This window comes from Nitrospira sp., from assembly GCA_024998565.1.
Lineage (GTDB): Bacteria > Nitrospirota > Nitrospiria > Nitrospirales > Nitrospiraceae > Nitrospira_A.
In genome coordinates, this window is the sequence record JACOEM010000003.1 from 233,605 (window position 1) to 256,088 (window position 22,484).

The 22,484-nt window shown below is 58.9% G+C and carries 19 protein-coding genes and 1 pseudogene; 6 read left to right on the forward strand and 14 right to left on the reverse strand.

Annotated features, from left to right (window positions below; genetic code table 11):
• Positions 1 to 26: 26 nt before the first annotated feature.
• Positions 27 to 464: a hypothetical protein gene (locus H8K11_07530; GenBank protein MCS6263597.1), complete on the reverse strand. Its 438-nt coding sequence runs from the start codon at positions 462 to 464 to the stop codon at positions 27 to 29.
• 235 nt (positions 465 to 699) lie between these two features.
• Between H8K11_07530 and H8K11_07535 the strand changes: the two genes are divergently transcribed.
• Entirely contained in the window at positions 700 to 1,551 is an 852-nt protein-coding gene (locus tag H8K11_07535) for a hypothetical protein (protein ID MCS6263598.1), read from the forward strand.
• Between the two features lie 227 nt (positions 1,552 to 1,778).
• On the opposite strand, the gene H8K11_07540 is transcribed toward H8K11_07535, so the two are convergent.
• Positions 1,779 to 3,512 carry an HAD family hydrolase gene (locus H8K11_07540; protein MCS6263599.1) on the reverse strand — a complete coding sequence of 578 codons (1,734 nt, stop codon included), beginning with the start codon at positions 3,510 to 3,512 and terminating at the stop codon, positions 1,779 to 1,781.
• 466 nt (positions 3,513 to 3,978) lie between these two features.
• Here H8K11_07540 and H8K11_07545 point away from each other — a divergent pair, with 466 nt between their 5' ends.
• The 5 genes and pseudogenes from H8K11_07545 (at position 3,979) to H8K11_07565 (ending at position 11,952) form a co-directional block, all read left to right on the forward strand.
• Complete coding sequence (locus tag H8K11_07545; GenBank protein MCS6263600.1) at positions 3,979 to 4,839, forward strand: Ku protein; 861 nt, start codon at positions 3,979 to 3,981, stop codon at positions 4,837 to 4,839.
• Between the two features lie 49 nt (positions 4,840 to 4,888).
• Positions 4,889 to 6,796: a malto-oligosyltrehalose trehalohydrolase gene (gene treZ, locus H8K11_07550; protein ID MCS6263601.1), complete on the forward strand. Its 1,908-nt coding sequence runs from the start codon at positions 4,889 to 4,891 to the stop codon at positions 6,794 to 6,796.
• Positions 6,797 to 6,866: 70 nt separating this feature from the next.
• Entirely contained in the window at positions 6,867 to 8,888 is a 2,022-nt protein-coding gene (locus H8K11_07555; protein ID MCS6263602.1) for a glycogen debranching enzyme family protein, read from the forward strand.
• A gap of 45 nt (positions 8,889 to 8,933) precedes the next feature.
• Positions 8,934 to 11,543, forward strand: a pseudogene (ligD, locus tag H8K11_07560) (DNA ligase D).
• Positions 11,544 to 11,691: 148 nt separating this feature from the next.
• Complete coding sequence (locus H8K11_07565) at positions 11,692 to 11,952, forward strand: hypothetical protein (GenBank protein ID MCS6263603.1); 261 nt, start codon at positions 11,692 to 11,694, stop codon at positions 11,950 to 11,952.
• 29 nt (positions 11,953 to 11,981) lie between these two features.
• On the opposite strand, the gene H8K11_07570 is transcribed toward H8K11_07565, so the two are convergent.
• The 12 genes from H8K11_07570 to H8K11_07625 form a co-directional block, all read right to left on the reverse strand.
• Complete coding sequence (locus H8K11_07570; protein MCS6263604.1) at positions 11,982 to 12,353, reverse strand: sensory rhodopsin transducer; 372 nt, start codon at positions 12,351 to 12,353, stop codon at positions 11,982 to 11,984.
• 43 nt (positions 12,354 to 12,396) lie between these two features.
• Positions 12,397 to 14,148 (reverse strand): pyruvate oxidase, encoded by a 1,752-nt coding sequence (locus H8K11_07575; protein MCS6263605.1) that lies wholly within the window; start codon positions 14,146 to 14,148, stop codon positions 12,397 to 12,399.
• Positions 14,145 to 15,257 carry an AI-2E family transporter gene (locus H8K11_07580; protein MCS6263606.1) on the reverse strand — a complete coding sequence of 371 codons (1,113 nt, stop codon included), beginning with the start codon at positions 15,255 to 15,257 and terminating at the stop codon, positions 14,145 to 14,147. The genes H8K11_07575 and H8K11_07580 overlap by 4 nt, the downstream gene beginning before the upstream one ends.
• Positions 15,258 to 15,375: 118 nt before the next feature.
• On the reverse strand, positions 15,376 to 16,305 hold the full coding sequence (locus tag H8K11_07585; protein MCS6263607.1) for a YihY/virulence factor BrkB family protein: 930 nt from the start codon (positions 16,303 to 16,305) through the stop codon (positions 15,376 to 15,378).
• Positions 16,306 to 16,449: 144 nt separating this feature from the next.
• Complete coding sequence (locus tag H8K11_07590; protein MCS6263608.1) at positions 16,450 to 17,133, reverse strand: hypothetical protein; 684 nt, start codon at positions 17,131 to 17,133, stop codon at positions 16,450 to 16,452.
• Positions 17,097 to 17,504 (reverse strand): phage holin family protein, encoded by a 408-nt coding sequence (locus tag H8K11_07595; GenBank protein MCS6263609.1) that lies wholly within the window; start codon positions 17,502 to 17,504, stop codon positions 17,097 to 17,099. The genes H8K11_07590 and H8K11_07595 overlap by 37 nt, the downstream gene beginning before the upstream one ends.
• Before the next feature lie 16 nt (positions 17,505 to 17,520).
• Entirely contained in the window at positions 17,521 to 17,871 is a 351-nt protein-coding gene (locus tag H8K11_07600; GenBank protein ID MCS6263610.1) for a hypothetical protein, read from the reverse strand.
• 135 nt (positions 17,872 to 18,006) lie between these two features.
• Complete coding sequence (locus H8K11_07605) at positions 18,007 to 19,125, reverse strand: Gfo/Idh/MocA family oxidoreductase (protein ID MCS6263611.1); 1,119 nt, start codon at positions 19,123 to 19,125, stop codon at positions 18,007 to 18,009.
• A gap of 74 nt (positions 19,126 to 19,199) precedes the next feature.
• Entirely contained in the window at positions 19,200 to 19,616 is a 417-nt protein-coding gene (locus H8K11_07610) for a hemerythrin domain-containing protein (protein ID MCS6263612.1), read from the reverse strand.
• A 176-nt stretch (positions 19,617 to 19,792) separates the two neighbouring features.
• Positions 19,793 to 21,268, reverse strand: a complete 1,476-nt coding sequence (locus tag H8K11_07615) for a DUF4403 family protein (GenBank protein MCS6263613.1) — start codon at positions 21,266 to 21,268, stop codon at positions 19,793 to 19,795.
• A gap of 365 nt (positions 21,269 to 21,633) precedes the next feature.
• On the reverse strand, positions 21,634 to 21,948 hold the full coding sequence (locus H8K11_07620) for a BON domain-containing protein (protein ID MCS6263614.1): 315 nt from the start codon (positions 21,946 to 21,948) through the stop codon (positions 21,634 to 21,636).
• A 67-nt stretch (positions 21,949 to 22,015) separates the two neighbouring features.
• On the reverse strand, positions 22,016 to 22,342 hold the full coding sequence (locus tag H8K11_07625) for a YtxH domain-containing protein (GenBank protein ID MCS6263615.1): 327 nt from the start codon (positions 22,340 to 22,342) through the stop codon (positions 22,016 to 22,018).
• Positions 22,343 to 22,484 lie beyond the last annotated feature (142 nt).

Sequence of the window (22,484 nt, forward strand, 5' to 3'; positions counted from 1 at the left end):
GTTGTGTATGTAGAGGCGGAGCCGGCCTACTGAACGTTGATGGAGCCGTGGGTGTTGGCCATGCTGGTCTTCGTGTCGGCAGCCGGCCGGACCGAATATTTCACGGTACCGACCCGACTGAAACAGAGGCCAGCGGTCTCATTGCTGGACAAGGTGGTGGAGTTGTCCACGCCCATACCCATGGCCTTGGAGAACCCGTTCCGGCAGGAGACATTATGCTCGAGCGGCTCGTCGATCGTGACAGTAACAGAGTCCTGCCGCTGATTGATCCACCGAACCTCGTCTCCGGCCCGAACCGTCAAGGCATCAGGGACGATGGTGTCCTTGATGACGATGTTCTTGACCATGCCGGTTTTCGTGCCTACCTCCATTTCCGAGTGTGTTTTCGATGCGGTCGGTGAATGGGAGCAGGCAGCCAATGAGATAAGCGCCAACGCGAGCAGCGAATGCAGTGCGGTCTTCATCGATTTCCTCCTTGGTAAGATGAACATGGTGTTACAGGAATGCCGTCCTCACAAAGTTTTGCAGGCCATCGCACTCGATAGCTCACAGTACAGAGGCCTGGTGCGAGACCATACTCGGGAGACCCCCAGTATGCCTGTGAGACCTGACTGGTTATTAGTTGAAGAAGGACGATTGCGAGCGGGAGCTGTGCATATACCGCTTTCGGAGGTTCGGCCGACAATGAAAAGGAAGCGCATGTGGGGGACGGTTCGAGCTGCGGGGCTCTGCCTCCTGTCGGTTGTCGTTCTCTTGAGCGGTTGTGCCCTGACTTTTGGGTACCGGCATGCCGATTGGCTGATCAGCTGGCAATTGGATCACTATTTGGACCTTACGGCGGGCCAGCGCCGGGATGTGACGGCCCGCTTAAAACCGCTGCTTACAAGACACCGTGCCGAGGCGATTCCACGGTACGAACAGTTTCTGAAAGAGCTGCAACAACGGGTAAGCGGGGGACTGACAGGGGATGATCTCGAGTGGGTGTACGCGTCTTACGACCGGTTTCGAGCGGACCTGCTCGAGCGGGCAATACCGGACGGCAGCGCCCTATTGGTGACCGTCAACGAGCGGCAGATTCGAAATCTTGAAGACGTGTTTCGTAAAGAGGAGCAGAAAGCCATCCGGGCGCTGCAGGGATCGAGCGCCAACCGTCTCGACGAGCGTACAAGAAAACTCCTGGCCATTGCCGAGGATTGGCTGGGTCCCTTGAGCCCTGAGCAGGTGGCAAGAATCAGCCCCTTCACAAGGGCTCTTCCCGATACTCAACCTGTGTTGTGGCACTACCGCCGGCAGCGCCAGCAGGAACTCCTGACGGTGCTCAGACGCCCTGCGTCAATCGATGATATGAGCCTGGAATTGCGGATGATGTTCGTACAGTCGGACCAGACCGCGCCGGTCGTCTTTCGTGAGATGGTGAAGGAATTGCGGGCATCCCTTACACGCCTGCTGTTGGAAACCGACCGACTTCTGACCGTTCAACAGAGGCGTAAGGCGGTGACGTCTATCCAACGTCTCATTGACGACCTGCACAGCCTATCCCAGGGCTCGTGATCAGAACCCGACTACACCGAACAACCATAGCACCAGAACCAAACTCATCGGCACTCCCAGAAGCCAGAGAAGGATCGGCATGATGTCGTCTCCTTGGCAGAAGTGAAACGTTACTGGCCGCAGCACTGTTTCTCAGTTCAATCTTTGCGGCTGTCATTACGATGCCGCAGGGAGGCGAACGGCGCTACTAGGCGATCCCCTGGCGTTGCGGGCAATCGTGGCCCGGATCAAGAGGTGTGTTCATCCCCGCCTGCCGGAACGGTGTACCGTTCCTCGATCGCCCTCCGGATCAGTTGCCGGCTCGCTTCTGCGGGCAGATGAGTCTCCTGTTCCACTTCGAGAACGCGCTGCGCGAGTGCCTCGTCCTTGATCACCTGCTTGATCCAGGTCGAGTAATCGTGAGAGCGGAGGTGATGAGTCCATGTCATCTGGTCGACGCCTTCGCCGAGTTGCATGAATAGCAGTAAATTGTGTGCGCGAAGGTTGAGCTGTCCGGCCGGTCCGCGAAAGTAAAAGCTCTGCTCCGGAGGCAGTTCGCCTTCCGCATATTTCCGTCGATGCCGGCGGCGTTCGATGGTGCTTGGAGCGATCTCAAGCACGAAAGGCGTCGTCCCGGAGGTGCGATCCCACATAATCGCTCGGCCCGGTTGAAGCCGGGCGGCCGTCGCGGCCGGAGGCGCCTGTTGGATCGCCGCGCAATACTGTTTCAACGTCCCGTCCGGCGATTTGCCCAGGGTGAACACGATATCCACGGTCTTGAGAATCGAATGTTCGATGTGGTCGGGATGAACGGTGACGTAAATCATGCCGGTGAGATCCTTCATCAGTCCCGGTGTCGTGGGGTTCCCATCGACCGGCAGGAGATGATGCGTTTCATCGACGAGCATCCAATGGGGACGGCCTGATTTCGATCGGAGTTCCTGAAGCTTGGGCAACAGGGTGAGAAAAAATGAAGGCCGGTCCTGCAACGGCAGTCCCACGAGGTTGACGACCACGTGGTTATTCGGATTGGCCAATGCGGTGAGAATTTCGGCGTGACTGGGACCATCCTGTGCGGTTCCGAGGATAATCGCCTGTGGAAAACTTTCGTAGTCTCCCTCCGGATCGATCACACACAATTGATAAGCCCGCTCGCCAAGTCGCTCGAGTAGCCCCGTCGCCAGCGTAGACTTCCCACTGCCTGACGTGCCGGCAAGCAGGAGGTTTTGTCGCGCCGGATGAAACGTGATGTCGCCCCCGTTCTCCTGTGTGCCGAGCGCAATCCGATGTCGCGCCACGGATCGTTCCGCTACCTCCAGGTCATTCTCAACCAGCTCATTCATCAGCTCGATGACTCCGTGGCCATGGTCGCCGACGGTGGTGCGATCCGCCGTTTCCTTCAACATCGGCACGGCATTCTCGACCGCCGCGGCATATTCTGAACATGCCAGCATGGCATGATCGTTTTCTCCGTCTCCGATCGCAGCAATGTTATGAGGCGACAATTCCACCTGTTTGAGCGCTGCGCTCAGCCCCGTGGCCTTATTGATGCCATGTGACAACACCATCACCGCGCCCTTGTTGAAGATGATGCGCAGTTCAAGACCGAGGTCACGAATGATGTCGAGGAGGACTGTTTCGTAAGGGACCCGGCTCGCCACGATCGAATGACCGATGGTGAGATGTTCCACCTTGCGACGTTGCACTTCTTCCAGGAATGCCGGTGGAGGAGGAGGGGCAAGAAGAGTGATTTCTTTAGTGGCCGGTCGGTAGAGGACTGCGCCATTTTCCGCCACGACACTTTCGCAGAGTGATATCTGGGGAAAAATCTCCAGGATCTCCGGCAATACTCGGCCGGTGACCAGAATGAGTTTGCGACCCGAGGCCACAAGGCGTTCGATGGCCTGGACGGTGTCCTGGCTCACAGTTCCCCCGCTCGCCAATGTCCCGTCATAGTCGGCGGCCAATGCTAAATAACGCATGTAAGTGCTTCTCCTTTGTGCCGAGTTCGCCTGCGGACCTGGATTCTTCTGCCCTGTGAGACGGAGATTGCGCGCTTGCCAAAACATCGGAGGGTGTCTAGGCCTTGAGCCTAGTGACAATAGGCGAGTGAATGCAGCTAGGCAGGGGCCTAGTTTCACGATGCCGCCAGGCTAGGGATTGTCCGAGTTGGCGAGAGAAGTTCTCGTGGTATCGTGAAATTCCGGAGCATGTCCGGGGAAATTTCAATGATGACGATCTGTCTTTACGACTGCAGTCCCTGCAGGGATGCCTTGTGCCGGCGGGAGGGTTGTCGGCTGGCCACAGAGATGCGTTCTTTCGTCTGCGATGGCTGCGGCGAACCGGTATCACGTGTCAATTGTCTGGAGCTCTGTGTGATGTGCTCCCTCACTGTAGGACAGGAGCTGTCTTCGGTCCCCCGGAAGGTGCTTCACTCAAGGTGATGTCATGCCGCGATCGCTCTGGAAAGGATCCATCAGTTTTGGGCTCGTCAATATTCCTGTTGTGCTCTATTCGGCCGAAAACCGGAACAGCTTTGATTTGACGCTCCTCGACCGTCGCGACATGAAACCGGTCGGATTCAAGCGCTACAACAAGGAGTCGGGCAAGGAGGTGGCGTGGGACCAGATCGTAAAAAGATACGAATATGAGAAGGACCGTTACGTCGTACTGACGGACGAAGACTTTCGACGTGCGAATGTCGAAGCGACACAGACCATCGATATTCTGAATTTTGTGCGGGCCGAAGAAATCCCGCCTACCTCATTCGAAACCCCGTACTACCTGGCGCCGGATAAACGGGGAGAAAAAGGCTATGCGCTCTTGCGCGAAACCTTGAGCAAGACAGGGAAAGTTGCCGTTGCCACGGTTGTGATCAGGACGCGGCAATATATCGCCGCGCTGATTCCCTGGAGTGAAATGATGGTGTTGAACACGCTGCGCTATGCCAACGAACTCCGGCCGACCAAGGATCTCGGGATTCCCGCGAAAAGTTTAAAGACGACCGGAGTGACCTCCCGGGAGTTGGAGATGGCCACGAAGTTGGTAGAGGAAATGTCGGAGCGTTGGAAGCCGGCCCAATACAAGGACACCTACCATGAGGATCTCATGCGATTGATCCACAAGCGGATCAAGGCAGGAAAAACCGAAGTCGTGACGGTACCTGAAGAAGGTGAGGCCCAAAATCAGCCGGGTCGCGCCAAGGTCGTAGATTTAATGGCTCTCCTCAAGCGAAGTGTGCAGCGCTCCGTGAAACCGAAGCCACCGTCGCGGGGTAGTGAGCGGCATGTCAGCCGCAAGACGGCATGAATCGACCAGGAAAATCAGTTTGCGTGAGGGCTCCCAAAGGAATCGCATCATGAGCGGGTCGGCTACCGTCGTGCCGGAGCAACCACATGGCAATCAGGCCCCGTCGTCCGGTCGTAACCGATTGGGGGCTCACGTCGTTCGGGATGGCGTGCAATTCCGCTGTTGGGCACCCAAGCCTGCGCAACTTGATGTCGTCCTCGAGCCCCACGGAACCGTGCATCCCCTCACAAGAGGCGCCGATGGCTACTGGACCGGTGGTATCCCGGAGGCCCGGGCCGGCATGACCTACCGCTATCGCCTGGATGGCCAACGCCTCTTTCCTGATCCCTGTTCCCGATATCAACCGGAAGGACCCCATGGTCCTTCGCTGATCGTCGATCCGGACGCGTTCATTTGGAAGGATTCCGGGTGGCCTGGCCTGACGATCCATGGACAGGTGATCTATGAGCTGCATATCGGTGCGTTCACCCCGGAAGGGACATTCGATGCGGCTGCCACGCGTCTCGACGCGCTGAAGGACCTCGGTATCACCGTCATCGAGATCATGCCGGTGGCGGAGTTTCCCGGTCGATGGAATTGGGGCTATGACGGGGTCGGCCTGTATGCGCCTGCGCATGTGTATGGGGATTGCGATGCCTTGAAGCGATTTGTGGATGAAGCGCATCAGCGGGGGCTGGGTGTGATTCTCGACGTTGTGTACAACCATTTGGGACCGGATGGAAACTATCTGCCCGCGTTCAGCGACGAATACCTCACCGATCGATATCCCAACGAGTGGGGGCAAGCGATCAATTTCGACGGACCCGGCTCCAAAGAGGTGCGGGAATTTTTTATCCGGAATGCCTGTTATTGGATCGAGGAATTTCACCTCGATGGCCTCAGGCTGGATGCCGTCCACGCATTTCATGATGAGGGACCGCTGCACGTGATCGCAGAATTATCTCAGGCGGCCAGAACGGCGGCAGGAGCGCGGTCGATCATCCTGATCGCCGAATGTGAGGCGCAGTGGGTCTGTACGATTCAACCGACAGTCGAACAGGGATGGGGGCTGGATGCGATCTGGAGCGAAGATTTTCACCACAGCGCACGTGTGGCCGCCACGGGTCGAAGCGAGGGGTATTACACCGACTATCGGGGCGGGCCGCAGGAGTTGATTTCCTGCGTGAAGCGGGCGTTTCTCTACCAGGGACAACGTTATCAGTGGCAAGACGGCCCGCGTGGTACGCCCGTTCGCGCCGAGCCGGCGAAACAGTTCGTCTTCTTTCTTCAAAACCATGATCAAGTCGCCAATCAGTTGCGGGGAGATCGATTGCACCAGCAGACCAGTCCCGGTGTATATCGCGCCTTGACGGCGCTCCTCCTGCTGGCCCCTGAGACGCCGATGTTGTTCATGGGACAGGAGTTCGGGGCTTCCGCTCCATTTTTATTCTTCGCCGACTTTCCAGCAGGAGAGTTGGCCCGGCAGATCCATCAAGGTAGAAAGCAGTTCCTCGCTCAGTTTCCGAGTTATGGCTCTGCGGAAGCTCAGGCGGCCGTCGCTGATCCTCGCGGTCCTGCCGTATTCCAGCGGTCCAAACTCGATTGGTCGGAGCGCGAGCGGCATGCCGGGTATGTCCGATTACATCGAGATCTGCTTCGCCTCCGGCGGGAAGACCCGGTCATCGCACAACAGGCTCGCGACCGGGTGGACGGCGCGGTAGTCGGAGCTGCTGCGTTGGTCCTGCGGTATGCCGGTGAGCAGGGTGATGATCGATTGCTGCTCATTAACTTGGGGGCGGATTGTGACTATCGTCCCGCTCCTGAACCGTTGCTCGCCCCGCCCGATGGGCGAACGTGGTGCCTGGTCTGGTCGAGCGATGCGCCTGAGTACGGAGGACCCGGTGTCATCCCGCCCTTGGGTGAAACCGGTTGGGTCATTCCTGGCGGATCGGCAGCGTTGTATTCCGTCCAAGCTTGAGATCGGGAGGTCCTTCTCCGGAGGGGCGAGGTCGGGGAGAAACTGGTTGGCTGTGGTGCACGTCGACAATATGACGCTCTCAGTGCCTCCGGAGCAGCTTCAGGACAGCGATGCCCTGATTTCCAGAGAATGGCTGGTGACGAATGGGCTCGGCGGCTACGCCTCCGGAACCTTGCTCGGTGCCCCGACTCGCCGTTACCACGGGATGTTCGTGCCCGATCTTCCCTCGCCCTGGGGGCGGACGGTCATGATTCCCCGGTTGGACGAAGAAGTTGTGGTGGATGGAGAGTCCATGCTCCTCAGCGGGGTCGAGTTTGAAAATGGACGCTTGCAAAGCGACCTGACGAAGGTCATCAGCGCATTTACCCGCGAGTGGCAGACTCCGGTCTGGCGTTGCTCATTCAATGGCCGGCGACTGGAGAAGCGTGTCATCATGCCGTACGGGCATAACTCGGTGTATGTGGAATACCGGTTGCGGGAGGGTGATCCGGTCCGCGTTCGTCTCCGACCGTTCGTAACCTTTCGCATGTTGGACGCACCGCTTCATGACGCGAGAAAGCCTCCCTTTCCGCTCACGGTGCTCGACGGTCGTTATGAACTATTCCTGTGTGAACATGCGCCGTCGTTAAAAATGTGTCTGCGCCCTCAGGCCGGAGTTTTCGTGGCCGACTCGTTGCTCAGTCCGGGAGTATCCTACCGCGTGGACCGGGATCGCGGGTCCGAGCATGTCGAAAGCCTCACCAGTCCGGGGTATTTCAGCGCGGATCTGACGACCGATCGGCCGATCGCGTTTGTCGCCAGCACCGAACCGTGGGAGCACCTCGAGTTTGCTCCCGAGGAAATTTTTGAAGCGGAAGCGCAGCGGCTAAACAAATTGCTGGCCGAGGGACAAGATCGAACTCCGGACGATATGGAGGGCTGGCTGACGCTTGCAGCCGACCAGTTTATCGTCCTACCCGGTTCACGCATGGAAGAGCAGGCGCTGGCAAGGGCTTCGGGGGATGAAGCGCGGACGGTCATCGCCGGCTATCATTGGTTCACGGACTGGGGCCGCGACACGATGATCAGTTTGGAGGGGCTCACGCTCTGTACCGGCCGCTGTCAAGAAGCGCGGTCGATTCTTCGCACCTTCGCCAATTATATCCATGATGGACTGGTGCCCAATCTGTTCCCGGAAGGGCAGCGAAAGGCCCTCTACCATACCGTGGACGCGACGCTCTGGTATTTTCATGCAGTGGATCGCTATCACCAGGTGACCGGCGACAACGAGACCCTGTCGGCGCTGCGACCTGTTTTGAAGTCCGTCATCGAACACCATGTGAAGGGAACCGATTTCGGTATCGGAGTAGATCCGCACGATGGGCTCCTGCAGGCCGGGGCAGAGGGCTACCAACTCACCTGGATGGATGCGAAGGTAGACGGGTGGGTGGTGACGCCCCGTCGAGGCAAGCCGGTAGAAATTCAGGCGCTCTGGTATAACGCGCTCCGGTGCATGGTGCGGTGGGGTGAGATCGCCGGGGAGGAAACAAGCCAGTGGGAGGCGATGGCGTCCCGGGCGCGACACTCTTTCAACGAGCGTTTTTGGCGGCCGGATGAGGGCTGTTTGTTCGATGTCATCGACGGCGAGCAGGGCGATGACGCCAGCTTTCGCCCGAACCAGATTCTCTCGATTGCCCTGCACCACCCGATCCTTGACGAACCGCGGTGGCGCCCGGTGGTCGATGCCGTGGAACACAAACTGCTGACGCCGGTGGGCCTGCGCAGCCTCTCGCGCGACCATCGCGATTATAAACCGATGTATTACGGAGACCTCCGCGACCGGGATGCCGCCTATCACCAAGGTACCGTCTGGGCCTGGCTGATCGGGCCTTTTGTCGACGCCTGGCTCAAGGTCTACAAGGATGCTGCCAAGGCGAGAGATTTCTTGGGAGGCTTCCGCTCCCATTTGCTCGAGGACGGTATCGGCACGGTGAGCGAGATTTTCGATGCAGAGCCTCCCTACCATGCACGAGGATGCATCGCCCAAGCCTGGAGCGTCGCGGAACTCTTGCGGATCTATAGGAAAACGCGACAGGCGTTGGAGCAGGCGTGAACGAATCGATTCTTGTACCGGATCGACTCAGGGGAGAGGAGCTGCGTGGGTCTTCAGCAATATTGGAACAAGCGAAACTTCAAGAAGACGCCGGAGCCTCGGGGTAAAAATGCCGAGCCGGAAGGTCGGCTGCAGTTCGTCATCCAGAAGCATGCCGCAACCAGGCTGCACTATGACTTTCGCCTCGAATTGAACGGCACCCTGAAAAGTTGGGCCGTCCCCAAGGGGCCCAGTCTGGATCCGGCGCAAAAGCGCCTGGCTGTGCATGTGGAAGATCACCCTCTGGAATATGGACAATTCGAGGGGATTATCCCTGCCAAGCAGTATGGTGGTGGCACGGTGTTGCTCTGGGATCGCGGCTACTGGGAACCGATCGGGGACCCCGCTTCGGGCTACCGTCGTGGACGGCTCAAGTTCACCTTGCATGGAGAAAAATTGCACGGTCTCTGGAATCTGGTGCGCATGGGTGGTCGGCACGAAGAAGGCAAGGGGAATTGGCTCCTCATCAAAGAGGATGATGAAGAAGCCCAGCGCGGAAAACAGGGAGAAATTACGCAGACCCTTGAAGAGAGTGTGGTGAGCGGAAAAACTCTGGCGGAGGTTGCCGCCGGAGAACATACAGTCCGGCTATCGAAGCAACCATCGCGGAAAAAACCCCCGGCTGCCTCCGGGCAGCGTTCTATCAAGAGAACTCCTGCTCCGGGAGCTCGAAAAGCCTCGCTAGAGCGATGGATGGCTCCGCAGCTGGCGACCCTGGTCCCAACTTCTCCTGAGGGGCCTGATTGGGTCCATGAACTCAAGTATGACGGCTATCGAATGCTCTGTCGGGTAAAAGACCGCACCGCAACCTTGCTGACCAGGAACGGCCATGACTGGACTGCGAAGCTCCCTCACATCGCCGCGGCGGCGGCAGGGCTTCCGGCCAAGACGGCCTGGCTCGACGGTGAAGTGGTCGCCTTGCTGCCGAACGGGCGAATCAGCTTTCAACGTTTGCAGAACGCATTCGATGCGCAAATCGACCATGAGCTGATCTATTTCGTGTTCGATTTGCTCTATCTTGACGGGTACGACTTTCGAGCGTCGTCTTTGCTCGACCGGAAGCGTCTCCTGTCAGTCCTGGTGCAGGACAGCCATCCGTCAACGCTGATTCGCTATAGCGACCACATCGCCGGGCGGGGCGAGGCGGCCTTTGCCGCGGCCTGTCGACGCGGCATGGAAGGCCTGATTGCCAAACGCGCCGCCGCCTCTTACGTGGCAGGGCGGAATCGCAATTGGGTCAAGGTGAAATGTGGACGGCGGCAGGAATTTGTCATCGGCGGATTCACCGACCCCTCCGGCTCTCGAAGCGCGTTCGGTGCCTTGCTGCTCGGTGTGTACGATGAGCAGGGCCGGCTGCGGTATGCCGGACGAACCGGAACCGGATTTTCCGACCGCTCCCTCAAGTCGCTCCATGCGCGGTTGAAACGATTGCGACAACCGAACTCACCCTTTATGAATCCACCGGGCGGGAGCCAGGCGGCCGGCGTGCATTGGGTGAAGCCGACGCTGGTCGCTGAGGTCGCATTCGCCGAGTGGACCAACGACGGTCGATTGAGACAGGCCTCCTTCCAAGGCTTGCGAGAGGACAAAGACGCTCGTTCCGTCCTCGTCGAACATACATCGGAGAGCGCTTCAAGTGAGAGGTCCGGACAACCGAACGGTTCCACGAAGGGACTTGGACGAAAAAGCCGCGCCGTGCAAGGGGATTCAGAACGAGCTGCTGCTGAAGCGACCATGGTCGGGGGAGTCACCCTGAGTCATCCGGATCGCGTGCTGTTTCCGGAGCAAGCCGTCACCAAACTGGAACTCGCCAGGTATTACGAGACGGTCGGCGAATGGATCCTTCCGCATGTGAAGGACCGACCTCTGACCCTTCTGCGCTGCCCTGAGGGATATCAAAAAGAATGTTTTTATCAGAAACACGCGAACGATCAGATGCCCGCTGTCATCGGATGAGTGGAGGTGCCCGAAGATCACGGGACGGCCTATTATATGGCCGCTCACACGCTCGACGCGTTGCTCGCGCTGGTGCAGATGGGTGTCCTGGAAATCCACACCTGGGGAGCGAAGCAGGATAAATTGGATCGTCCCGACCGGATGATTCTCGACCTGGATCCGGGCCCCGCTGTGGACTGGTCGTCCGTCATTGAAGGGGCTCAACTGCTCCGTACGTTGTTGCGCGAATTGAATCTGACGTCCTTCGTCAAGACCACGGGCGGGAAAGGTCTGCATGTCGTTGTGCCGTTGCAGCGCGTGCACACCTGGGATGAGGTCAAGACGTTCTCGAAATCTCTCGCGGAACATCTCGAACGCCTGATTCCCGAACGGTTCGTGGCCACCATGTCGAAGGCCAGGCGCAAGGGAAAGATCTATGTCGATTACCTGCGCAATGCGCAGGGTGCAACGGCCGTTGCCGCGTTTTCTACGCGCGCCAGGCCGGGCGCTCCGGTGTCAGTTCCGCTGGCATGGGACGAACTCTCGATCGACCTGCGCTCCGACAGTTTCACGCTCGTCAATCTGCCGGATCGACTCCGCCGACTTCCGAAAGACCCCTGGGCAGAGTACGGTGCGACGAAACAACGACTCACGAAAGCAATGCGGCATAGACTCGCGTAAGGCATGAGCCTGGTGGCCAGGGTGCTTTCAACAGAGACCTGGGGGGAGTGCTAGTGGAGTGATTCAGGGCGGGCTGATATTGGTGAGCATGACAAACGGTGGGAGGGGCCGCCTATCCCACTAGTGCTCACAACGAAAGGAGAGCCGCATGAATACCACAAACATGACCATGGCACACATCAATCGGAGCAGACAGACCGCCGAATTTGTTCGCAGTTCGTCCTCCGGTTGTGCGCGCTGCGGAGGCCTGATGATCGGCGAACGTTGCATGGATATCGGCGAAAGCCTGGGCGGTTACTGGTTTTGGGCCATGCGTTGTATTCAATGCGGCGACATCGTGGACGAAGTGATTATGCGAAACCGTTGCCGGCCGCAGGAACAGGTCACGGCAGTCGTGCAAGCCGCCTAGAGTGAGAAGGGGCGAGGCCGGCCCGGTGATCAGCCGGGGAATGCCATCGTGCTGAACAACGCGTTTTCTGCCTGGCGTGAGTCCAGGCGGGTGTGCTGGACCACGATGCGCACGTTCGATTCGACGACGGCCGCATAATCGGTATCGACGGGAATAGGTTCTGGATCCGTCAGGTCGTTGAATCGAATGTGTCTCGTGCGCCGAGCCGGCGCCGAAACCGTGTAGGGTCCGACCGGCTCCCGGTCGGCGTAATAGATGGTGATCCGCACCTCCGCGGGCTGGTCCGACGTGTTCAGAATACACAGAGTCTCATGGCTTGTCATTTGTGGAGCCGGGCCGTGACTAGTCCCGGGGATGTATCCATCCGCAATGGCCCATCGTCTGCGACCGATCGATTCCACCGCTTCTCCCTCCGTTCAACTTGCAGCGGCCACGCGGGTGACCTCAGATCACTTCCCTGATTTTTCCGGCTACCAACGTCTTGATAATGCCCCAGCGGTCTTCCTGTCCACGCGCCAGCGCCTTCGCGAATTGCCAGGCTTGTTCTGTGGTGATTTTTCCGGGCAGCGGGGCCTCCAGCGGGTCAATGACGGCTTGCACGACGACAGGACCTACGGTGGCAAATGCCTGTCGCAGTACTTCCCGAACCTGGTTTGGGTTTTCCACCGTGAATCCTGTCGCGCCGCAGGCTCTCGCATAGGCCGCAAAGTCGATCGGCTGGAGATCGACGCCGTATTGCGGGTTACCCTCAAAAGCCAATTGCTCCCATTTGATCATGCCGAACAGATTGTTCTTCAAGACGATGATTGTGACGGGTAAGGCGTATTTCACGAGTGTGGCCAACTCGCCCATCAACATGGTGAATCCCCCGTCTCCCGCGATACAGACTACCTGACGTCCCGGATAGGCTATGCCGGCTCCCAGACTATAGGGCAGTCCGTTGCCCATCGTGGCCAGTGTCCCTGAGGCGGAAAATTCCATCTGTTCTCTCATCTTGATATGCCGGGCGACCCACGTCGTCACAGTCCCGGTATCACAGCAGACGATGGCATCGTCTGCAAGGAACTCATTCACCGCTCGAACGACGACTTGAGGTTTCAGCGGCATGTCCATGCGACGGCCGCGTTCCTCCATCAATGTGTTCCATTGCGCCATCCACCCCTGAGCTTCCGTCAGAAATGTGCGGTCGGCTCTGTGCTTTAGGAGCGGAAGCAGCGCGCGGAGGACATCCCAGCACTGTCCGACTAATCCCACCTCGGCCGGATATCGAAGGCCGATGCGGCTCGCATCGAGGTCGATTTGAACGGCCCTGGCCTGACCCGGTTTGGGATAGAACTCCAGATAGGGGAAGCTGCTGCCGGCGATGATGAGGGTATCGCAAGCCTCGAGGACTTCCTGCGAGGGGGCGGTGCCCAGCAGGCCGATTCCTCCGGTGGTCAAGGGATGATCGTCCGGCACGACGCCTTTTCCCAGCAGAGGCTTCACGATCGGAGCCCCGAGCGTTTCCGCGAGCTGGAGAATTTCAGATTTCGCGCCCAGGCAGCCGCGGCCGGCGAGGATCGCGATCTTCGACCCGGCATTGATGAGGTCGGCGGCACGCTCCATCACGGATGGGGCGGGTAACGGCAACGGATCGCTGTACCGGTCTCCGCTATGTCCCTGCACATTGGCCTTGGAGCCGTGATCCTGTGCGCTCCAATCCTGCATATCTTTTGGAATGGTGATGTGGGCCACCGTGCGACGGGAGATGGCGGTCTTGATCGCTTCATCGACCACATTGCTTACGTGCGCCGGCCCCATCACCCGTTCACTGTAGAGGGCCACGTCGCTGAACAGTTTGTCCAGGCTGACGTCCTGTTGATAGTGCGTCCCGATCAAGTCATGGAACGTATGCCCGGTGATCGCCAGCACCGGCTGACCGTCGCTCCTCGCGTCATACAGTCCGTTGAGCAGGTGAATGCCACCGGGTCCGGACGTGGCGAGGCAGACTCCCAATCGCCTGGTGAACTTGGCGTAGCCGCAGGCAGCCAGGGCGGCAGACTCCTCGTGGCGCACCTGGATGAGAGCGATGCGTTCCTGCCTGGTGCGGAGGGCTTCGTAAATGCCGTTGATGCCGTCACCCGGCAGGCTGAAGACCGTGTCGACCCCCCAGGCGATCAAACGGTCGACTAACAGGTCTGCGACGGTGCTGCTCATGATGTCGCCCTCCTTTGCTCGTCGAGCGGTCCGGATAAAACGGCCGTGCGGGCGAGCCGGGGAAGCAGCAGTTCCTGTATAAGGATTTTCAGGCAGGCTGCTAAGGGAATGGCGAGCAACAGCCCGTAAAAGCCGCCCAACGCCCCACCGATGAAGATCACGATCAAAACCGTGACGGCATTCATATCCATCGACTGGCTCTGTACCCAGGGCGTCAGGAGCCAGCTTTCGATGAACTGCACCAGAAGGTATGCGAGAGAGGGCCAGATCACGATCGTCATCAGATCGAATCCGCCCGCATTGGACGAAAGGACGTCGAGATATTTCAGCGCAATGGCAAGCGGCCAGCCGATCAACGACGCATAGGGAATGATCGTCAGTATGCCAGTGATCAAGCCGAGGAGAAACCAATAGCGTATACCGGTGAACGCCCAGGCGAGTGAGTACAGGACCGCCGACCCGAGGGCGATCGCAAGACGGCCGCGAAAGAATCCGCTGACGGCGGCATCCATCCGTTGCACGATATGCCGGACCCGTGAGCGGTAGGCGGTCGGGATGTATCGTTTTATCCGGTCGAGCGTGCCGTCGAAATGCCAGGCGAAGAAAAAGAAATAAATCGGGATCAGGATGAATGCCAGGACGACGTCGGTTGTTGTGCCGATAACGGTCCCCAGAACACCAAAGGCCTGGCCGGTTCCGGAGAAGATCGGCTGCAGGATTGAAAGCGGATCATCCCTGAGACTTGTGGCCAGACGCGAGAGGTGCTCCGAGAAGTCACCCATGCGCACATGATAGCGCTGAGCGACGCTTTGTATATAAGACGGAACCCGCTCCGCGAACGACTGCACCTGTTCCGACAGCAGCGGGCCAAGCCACGTGATCAATCCGAGGACCACGACGGCTGAGACGAAGAGAATGACGGAAATCGTGACGGGACGGGGCACACGCCAGCGGCTCTCCGCTCGTCTGATCAGCGGGTTGAACAGATAGGCCAGCAATAACGCGATGATGACCGGCGTAAACACGCCGCGCAGGTAGTAGCCGAACCAGAGGCAGAAGAGAATCCCGCTCAACCACATGAGATCTCTGATCGGTGTGATCTGCCACAAGTGCCGATCCGCAGGGGAGGCCTGTTCCCTCGGTGGAAAAGGCACCTCTTGTTTTATCAGCGGGTCAGGATAGACGGGCGTCATAGAACATCGTGTCCATTCCGTGTGAGCCGTTCATTCAATTCGCAGGGGCCGGGACAGGTTGTGGCGCCTTTTCCTGCCGGATGCGGAGCGATGAGGCGGCCTGTTGAATCTGGGCATTGATTTCTCCTCCGAGCAGGATCACCACCCCGGTGAGATAAAGCCATAACATTAAGACGATCACCCCTGCGATGGAGCCATAGGCTGCATTGTAGTTTCCAAAATGCTCGACATAGACCTTAAATGCCAGGGACACCAGGAGCCAGAGCGCCCCCGCGCAGACAGATCCAGGTGTGACCCAACGCCAGTTCTGCTTCACGTCCGGACAGACGTAATAAATAATTGCCAGGGCCAGGAGCATCAACGTCACGGCGACCGGCCACTGCGCAAGGTTCCACGTGATGAGGAAGAGCCATCCGAGCCCGACGATATCGGCGATCCATTCACCGATGCGGGCGCCATAGAGAATCAGCGTGATGGAAACGATAATGAACCCCGCGAGGCCGATCGTGAGCAACGAGGCAACCAGCCTCACCTTCCAATACGGCCTCGTTTCCTTGGCTCCATAGACTACATTGAGCGCTTCCATGATGGCCGTCACACCGCTGGAGGAAGCCCAGAGGGCGCCTAACAGTCCAAGGGACAGGATGTCGCCACTGCTGCCCTTCATCACATTTTCCAGATATTTCTCCAGCAGGGAGAGGGCATCCGCAGGGAGGACGGTCCTCAGGTATTGCATCAACTCCGGCATCGTTTGTTTCAGGGGAAAGAGACCGATGAATGCCGTGAGGAACAAGAGCGCCGGAAAGAGGGCCAGCAGAAAGTAGTACGCCAACTGTGCGGCGCGTCCGAGAATTTCATCGTGCAGACTTTCCCGCCACAAACGGCGGACCAATGCCTTCCAACCGAGGCCGCCCAGTTTCCAGGGATTCCAGCGGGGCGATGAACTACTCAGGGACGCAGGCACGGGTCTCTCTCCATTTTCGGCCAACTATATGACGACGTGAGCATGAGCTACTCTTGCCTCTCCGTCGAATGTCGCTCCTCATGGCCACGAACTTATGTAGGCCGGGTGCGGCTACGGGAGTCTCTGACGTCCGGAATTGGGTGGCTATTTGCCGGACCCCTCCGCCGTGTTCGCTGGCGCCGGTGCGGCTGGTGCGCGGCGATCATCGGATACCAGCATAGGCAGATTGACGCCCAACGTGCGAGCGATTTCCGGCATGGCCTTACGCGCCAGCTCAAGAATCAGCGAACGTCCCGCCTGTATAAGAATACGCTTCGCCTCTTCGGTTTCTTGTCCGAACTCATGTGTCACGGAGTCCCACAGACTCCCTCGGCCTGCGCCGGAGGCCTTGTGCGACGCGCGCGCATTGTGAGGATAGTAGTCGTAGACTCCTTCCTCTTTGCCGGCCGCTGCTTTCGCCTGCGCCGGTCCCGGCATGACCCTCGAGCCTCGGGCACCCGGCGGATAGTAGGGATACACGCCATTCCGGGCATGCCTGGTCCTCCGTTCAATGAGGCCGATCGCATATCCCGCACAGAGTGCGCCGCCCAATAGCAGCCAGGGGTGCTGCGCGACTTGCGGCGAGGGAGTCATGGCCGATTTTGCCTTGTCCATCAGTTGATTCAAATTGGTTGTCGTTCGATTCACCATCTCTGAGCAGGTCATCGTGACATCCTCCGTCTGGTCTAGGATCCGTTGCTCCAGCAGTCGCAGTTTCTCGGCTATCGCGATTCTGGTTTGTACGATGTCTTTCAGGTCCTGGTCGATAGCACTTGTTCTTTGATCCATTGGAGGTCTTCCTTCAATGAGTGAAAAGTACGAAAGGGCCACAGCCGTAGCGTTTCCCCGAGTCTGGCGACGCTGAGCAACACCGAGGCAGCCGTGACCAGCGAGAGCAGTCCTACGATGCCATAGCAGGCCCAGAGGGGGAGCGGTGTGGCGGCGTGCAGACCATGCACCAGCATGAGCAGGACACAGAGACTGGCCGACATGCCAAACAAGAGTCCCATCCCGCTTCGGATGGCGATGGAGATGAGCTTGCTCCGTTCATTCTGCATTTCGTGTTGCGCCAGCTGAATTTCCTGTCGCAGCAGAGAGCGGAGGTCGACTATGAGCCCGTTGACCAGCGCGCCGAATGAAATTGGGTGTGGATTGTCCATGTCCGAACCCCTTTCCTCAGTCGGCCCGCGATCGGGAGATCACATACCCGCACCCAAGCCCGAGGAGCAGGGTTTGGAGAGGGTAACGCCGCATGAGCACCCCAAGATCCTCGACGATCCCGCTCACCCCCTGTTGATGGAGCACGCGCGAGGTTTGTTTCACGCCTCGGGAGACGGCATCCGTTGCGGCACCGGCTGCACCCTCGTGTGGAAGCCGTTCACGCAGTCGGTCGGCGGCGGATTCCAGCGCCTCACCGGCTCGCTTCGTCGTTCGATCGGCCGCAGCCATGGTGTCGGTCACGGCGTCATGAACGGTTGCTTTCACCTGCTCGGCTGTGTGCTCCACTGTGCTCTTCTCCTGGTTCATCGGGACTCTCCTTCATGCTCGACTACGGTTGTGGCTCGGCGTTTTCAATATGCTCAAGGTAGCGGTCTGCGTTCCTCGCATGAACTGGGCAAAGCCCTAGTCACGCCGGTGCAGGTACGACTCCAGCATCTGTTCTCAGAGAGTGGGGGAGGTCGTACGAACCTGTTTGGGTTTAACGACCGGCGGCCGGTGGATTTGCATCCGGACGTCCGGTCGCGCCTGTTTCGTCGCTAGTCGGAGCGGGACGCTGCGACCTTGCCGGGCGGAACGATGCAGGGCTTCGATAATGTGGACATCGAGCAGGCCCTCAAGCCCGTTCGGTTCGGGTTGGCGATTGTCCTGTACGCAGGAAGCAAAGTAGATGAGTTGCGGGGCGAACTGATCGCCCGGCTTGAACGTGCGGATGCGCGTCTTCCCGTTCACGGTGATGGACGCTTTCAAGCTGCCCAGGTATTCGTAGGCCGGCTCCACGCGTACCCGGCCTTTTGTACCGACGATTTCATACATGGCGGCATCGGTCGCGCCGAAGCTGCAGGTCATTGTCGCCAGGCGATCGTGGGGAAAACGAAGGATTGCGCCGGCCGATTCTTCGACCTTCCGGAACCGGCGATCATAGCCGCGGCCGACCAGCGCGCTGACTTCCGTGGGCTCGTCGCGGAAGAGGTATCGTGCCGCATTGATGCAATAGATCCCGATATCATACAGCGGTCCTCCGCCCAATTGCTGGCTCAACCGGGTGTCGCCGGGACGAACCTGTTGGGTGAAGACGGAATGAAAGAGCCTCGGTTCACCTAAGCGCCCGGACTGCAGCAGGGCGATGGTCTGAAGATTACAAGCCTCGAAATGCAGACGGTACGCGACCATCAGTTTGACGCGGTAGCGTTCGGCGGCCTGGATCATCTTCCGGCAATCGGCGGTCGTCACGGCAAGAGGTTTTTCACACAGGATATGTATGCCGGCACGGGCCGCCCGCACGGCGTATTCGCGATGGAGACTGTTCGGCAGGGCAATGTACACGGCATCGATCTCGCCGCTCCGCAAACACTGCTCGTAGTCTCTATAGGCATAGGTTCTGGCGACCCCGTATTGCCGGCCGAGCAGGCGACGCTTCAGGGGGTCGTCCGAAACCAGCGCGGTCAATCGTGCCGACGATTTTGCATGGGCGAAGGCGGGAAGCACGGCAACCTGGGAAATATGTCCAAGACCGACGACCGCAAAGCGCAGTGGTGGAAGACTCATTGAGTGCCGCTCCATTTCTCCCTCCCGGGGAAGGGGATGGCATTGTCCGTCATAGACTCGTCATCCTGCGACGCATACGGGATGTCCAGCTACCGTCGCGCATGGTGCTGTCCCATGTTTAGAAGCGGAAAGAGATCGCGCTCCTCCGCGATGAAATGGGCACGGACGGTTTGCATCATGTCTTCAAAGAATGCATCCAATGCTTCGTCGTCGTCGTTTTCAGCCCGTTGTAACTCATCTCTCATCGCTTTGATCTCCTCATGTTCCATGAGGAGTTGCTCCACGAGAATCCGGCCTTCGTTACCCTGATGCCGGACGTCCTCCGTCAGCCGCTCTTCCATGTGGAAATGGTCTGCCAATCGCTGCAGGATCTGGTCGACGTACGATTGTCGGGAGTCTGCCTGTGCGGCACGGTATAGCTGGAAGAGGGCTAGAATATGACGATGGTCGTTGCGTATCAATTTAACCGCGTCGTGGGAGTTCAAAATCGTCGGTGTATTCGCCATGAGGCTGCCTCCCAATGAGTGACGGCCGGTCGGTGGTGAGTCTCAACGCCACCGTATCAGTCCATCATTCGCGCGCGCACTGGGTAGGACCCTAATCATCGACGCCAGGGTGCACGGTGACATGCGCGGCGCGGAGGGGAAGCGTCGTTGGACGCCTCCCCTCCCTGTGGTGCGAGTCAGCGGCTTTCCCGCGGGAGCAACGCCCTGGTCCGTTGTCCCTCCAGTGTGACCTGGCCGGTGGCGTTGGCGGTCCCCTCCAGCAAAATGATGACCGTCAGGCCCTGCGGCGAGGAGCGGACCTGGTCGGGCATCTGCCGTGTCACTAGGATGTCCATCGTGACGCCTCCCGACCGGTATGTTCCTGTCAGTGTTTGTTTCAATCGGTCGACGTGCGTAGAGATGTCGACCGCCATAGCCTGCCGGAGTTTCGGATTGAGTTCCCGATCCACGAGTTGCCAGTAGCCGACACGAATGGAGTCAATGGCGGATTTCGACTCAGTGGCCATTTGGAGGTCCGGCACGGAGAGGCTTCGTCCCCCGTCATCCAGGCGTGGGGTTCCCCAGTAGTAGATCGTCCCTTTGAGATCGCCGCTGAGCTCGACCGTCACCAGGACGCGGCCACTGGCGTCTGCGGCGGAGACCTGTTCAATCACGGCCCTATCTGCGGCGGTGGAATCGAACACCACCGTCTGGTGGAACAGCTTGCTCTGCAGTTGATGCGAGAGTTGCTGATAAGAAAATGGGACCCGAGCGAGCATCGTATAGGGCTTGTTGGCGGCCGACAGGGGGCCCGAATTGACGAGGGCGACTGTGGGAGCTGCCTCCGCACAGGTCGGCTCATAAGTGATGAAGGGCATTTGTTTTGCCGAGCCCAGAATCACCATGTCCTGAGTCGTGCCTTTCTGCTGTCCGAGAATCATTTCTCGTGGATTGCCGTAGAGGCAGGCGCGGGTGTTCAGTGTCGCCATCGAGAGTGACAGGGGACCGTCGAGATCATCCCAGAGCCGTTGCAATGGAATCGTAAATGCGTCGGCATGGACGGCGTCCGTCAGGGCGATCTTGATCTCGGGTAACCCGAACAAGTCGGGCGCCTGATCGGTCACCGGGATGTTGAACATGTTACAACGCGCGTCGCTCTCCGGTTTGGTTCTCACCGTGAGATGAGTGGGTTCGAATCCGAACGAGACCGATTCGCTTTCTTGCAGCAGGGCGAGTGTGCCTGTGATGTCCATCGTGGCAAAAACAGGATCCAGGCGGCAGGCCCGTGCACTGCCGCGCGATTCGATTTCTCCTTTGTATTCGGCATGAATCGCGACGAGGCCGTCCTGGATATGCACCTGTGGAGAGCTGATCCTGACAAAGGTCCAACGGAATTCCTGTCCGAGTGGATGCCCCGACTCCGTGATGCGTTCCGGAACAGCATCTCGAAGGGCCGTCTGAATCGGCGTCAGATCGGTCTTAACCTGGAAGGGCATCTGCGAGAGCGGAGCCCGTGACTCTTCCTTCGCCATCGCGGAGAAGGAAGGAACCGCGCTGGTGATCGGAGGGGGAACCGGTTTGGATGTGGACTGCGGGATGGAATGGCTGCAGGCGCTACCGAGCAGCAAGACTGCGCAGAGCGCCGGTAGAACAGGTTGTGTATGGTGCTTCATAATTGCCTCCGTAAAGCATGCGGTAACGGCGTTCTCTGAACTCTTGTGCCGATGTTCGAGGCCTGTGGGCAAGGCTCACGACGGTCGGGTGGTTGCTGCTGACAAAGGAGGGGGCGCTCCCATCATCCTCTATGAAAAACGGGGAGACAGCGTTATGGTGTTCCAGCGATCAGGGGCCTCAAGAAGGTCTCTTGGGGGATGACAGGCTCCACATGTCCCTGTCGGGCAATCTTTCTTGCGTTCCCTCACGACTATCGCATCATGGTGGTTCCCTATTGCAGGCCGCCTAAGGGGCGAGGGCTGCAGACCAGCCCTGCCACGCCTGGGATTCCCCATCTCCCTGCTCGAGATCGTCTTCCGCATCCTTACTGTGGTTGCGGTTGAATTTGCAGGTTGTTGTTCACAGTCCTCACGCCGTTCACTCCGCGTGCCAATTCCGCCACCCTCGTTTTCTGTTCAGCGGATGTGACGGTCCCGTTCAGACTGACCGCGCCTCGTTCCGTATCCACGTCGATACGGGAAAAGTTGGACAGGCGATCCGAAGAGAGTTTGGATTGCACCGCAGCCGTGATGCTGGCGTCATCGATGGTTTGCCCCGCGGTTTTGCCGGTGGTCGATTGGCATCCGACAAGCGAGAGCATGACCAGAGCGAACACGAACCGGGTCAGCTGTACGAGCATGATGGGCTCCTTTCAGAATGTCATTCGGTTGTGAATCGGCGCGAGTCCGGCGCCGGCAATTCGACTGCTACGTTCGTCGCGAAGTCACATCACCCACGGTTTTTTCCGCGGTTTGTACGGTCTCATCCACGAATTCCCGTGCGGCACGTCCTGCGTTCCGTAGGGTTTGCTTTCCGCCTTCGACATATTCCTGCCCCCGATCCACGGCGTGATCCCAAGCAGCCCGTCCCTGCTCAGTGGCCTCGTCCAGTTCGTCCTTGGCTTTGGACGCATAATCGCGCAAGGTCGAACGGAGCTCGGTTCCCGACTGCGGCGCCAAAAGCAGCGCGACCCCGGCACCGATGAATGCGCCGGCTACGAATGCTGACCAGTTGGAAGACTCTTCTGTGTGCATCTCTTGACCTCCTTGGAATTGACGATGTTGTTCGATGACCTGACCTCGAGCTCAGCAGGGATGGGGTCGTCACGCGGCTCATCGCTCGATCCCTCTGCGTGACTCCACAGTAACAGGATGCCGTGCAGCTCCCACTAGGCAT